The organism is Shewanella sp. ECSMB14102, from assembly GCF_000813075.1.
Lineage (GTDB): Bacteria > Pseudomonadota > Gammaproteobacteria > Enterobacterales > Shewanellaceae > Shewanella > Shewanella indica.
Genome location: NZ_JWGX01000092.1, coordinates 1 through 1,744, shown reverse-complemented (window position 1 = coordinate 1,744; position 1,744 = coordinate 1). Strand labels below are relative to the sequence as shown.

The following is a 1,744-nucleotide window of genomic DNA, read 5'->3' as shown; positions in this document are numbered from 1 at the left end:
GAATTCTTTCCTGCTGCTCCTTTATCTCCGCCTGCCGTTCTTCTTCAGTCATCTTAATCATTTCACCGGAGACATCATCTTTACGTTGTAGCCTGGTGTGGGTATTGAGGACATCCAATTGGAATTTGGCCTTATCGCATATAGCCTGAGCCTGGACTGCATCTTTCTCCTTGAGCAATTTGGCCTGTTTCTCAGACTCAGTCTCCAGCACAATGTCATCTTTTCTCTGCGGCGCGACCGTGCCGATTCTGGCGGGTTGCAGATTTTGGCTGTCCAGTTCGGTGGCTTGCTGTTGTGGCGGCGGCTCCTGGCTGTAGTGGGTGACGCCATTTTCATCGACCCAAGTATAAATGGGGGTTGCCGAGGCAGCGTTGGCTCCGAGTAATGCCAGCAGAGCCATAAATAGGCTGATCCTTATCATTGTTTGTTTCCGTTTCTGCAGGGTGAGCTTGTCTGAGCAAGTGTGTTATCTTTGCCGTTATGAGTTTGATTACACCATCAGGTTAAGTGTATGCAAAATTTATCCAAGCCAACAATAAAAACCCGTGGTATCTATCTGTTACCCAATCTGATGACAACAGCAGGATTGTTCTCGGGCTTCTATGCTGTTATCGCTTCCATGAATGGGCACTTTGAGGCATCGGCTATTGCTGTGTTTGTTGCCATGTTATTTGATGGACTGGATGGTCGTCTGGCGCGTTTGACCAACACTCAGAGTGCCTTTGGTGCCGAGTACGACTCGATGGCAGATATGGTGTCCTTCGGTATGGCTCCGGCCTTGATAGCCTATAACTGGGGGCTTTCTGAATTGGGCAAAATAGGTTGGTTGGCGGCGTTTATCTATTGCGCCGGGGCTGCCTTGCGTCTGGCGCGCTTCAATACCCAAGTAGGAGTGGCCGATAAACGTTTCTTCCAAGGGCTTGCCAGTCCGGCCGCAGCGGCTCTTATTGCCGGCAGTGTCTGGCTGGGGCAGGGCTACGGCGTCTCAGGGCATGATATAGGTATATTGGTGGCTCTGGTCACGGCCGTTGCCGGTCTGTTGATGGTGAGTAATTTCCGCTATCACTCCTTTAAAGAAGTCGATTGGCGTGGCAAGGTGAACTTCCTGGTGATTCTGCTGGTAGTGGCCGTATTTGTGGTGATCTCGGTCGAACCTGCATTAATTCTCTGTCTGCTGTTTTATCTCTATGCTCTCTCGGGGCCTGTGGTTACCATTCGCAGCGTTAGAAAACTCAAGGTGTCTCACGTTTTGGGGGATGACGATGAGACAGATGACAGTGATGGCAAAGCATCAAGTGCAGAGGGTTCTCCCACTTCCCATGCCCGAGATAATAAAGATAGCGATAACAAAGAAAGCACCGAAGAAAAAGAAGATACGGGAGATAAAGCGAGCCTAGACAAGCTCAAGTCATGATTCTCTCGTGATAGTGAAAACTTTGGGCTGCCATTTCAAAAGGCTTTTACTCTGCAAAGCGGCGAAATATGTGCTAAACCTAGATCCCACCTTGAGTGAAATAGCCTTTTGACGAGCAACCCAGGTTAGTGAGCAAGTCAGTTTGCATAGCCATCTCAGTTGGTTCAAGTTACTCATCGAGATGAAAAGGGACTTTAGGGTAATGTCTGTGTTGCTTAAAAGTTGACAGTAACTTGGTAATGCCTAAATAGTGTTCGTTTGGTGTGGTTTTGCAAAAATCCCCCTTGCACAAAAGTTCAGGCTCCCTATAATGCGCTCCCACTGACACGG

2 protein-coding genes are annotated in these 1,744 nt (G+C 48.8%); one reads left to right on the top strand and one right to left on the bottom strand.

Annotated elements, in window-relative coordinates:
* The coding region (locus tag RC73_RS19355) for a DUF4124 domain-containing protein (protein ID WP_039036165.1) at window positions 1-421 on the bottom strand (421 nt) is incomplete at its 3' end.
* A gap of 90 nt (window positions 422-511) precedes the next feature.
* Here RC73_RS19355 and pssA point away from each other — a divergent pair.
* On the top strand, window positions 512-1,414 hold the full coding sequence (gene pssA / locus RC73_RS19350; RefSeq protein ID WP_052248312.1) for a CDP-diacylglycerol--serine O-phosphatidyltransferase: 903 nt from the start codon (window positions 512-514) through the stop codon (window positions 1,412-1,414).
* The last annotated feature ends 330 nt before the right edge of the window (window positions 1,415-1,744 follow it).

Coding starts and splice junctions, on each gene's coding strand:
- pssA (WP_052248312.1), top strand. CDS start 512: ATGCAAAATTTATCCAAGCCAACAATAAAAACCCGTGGTATCTATCTG.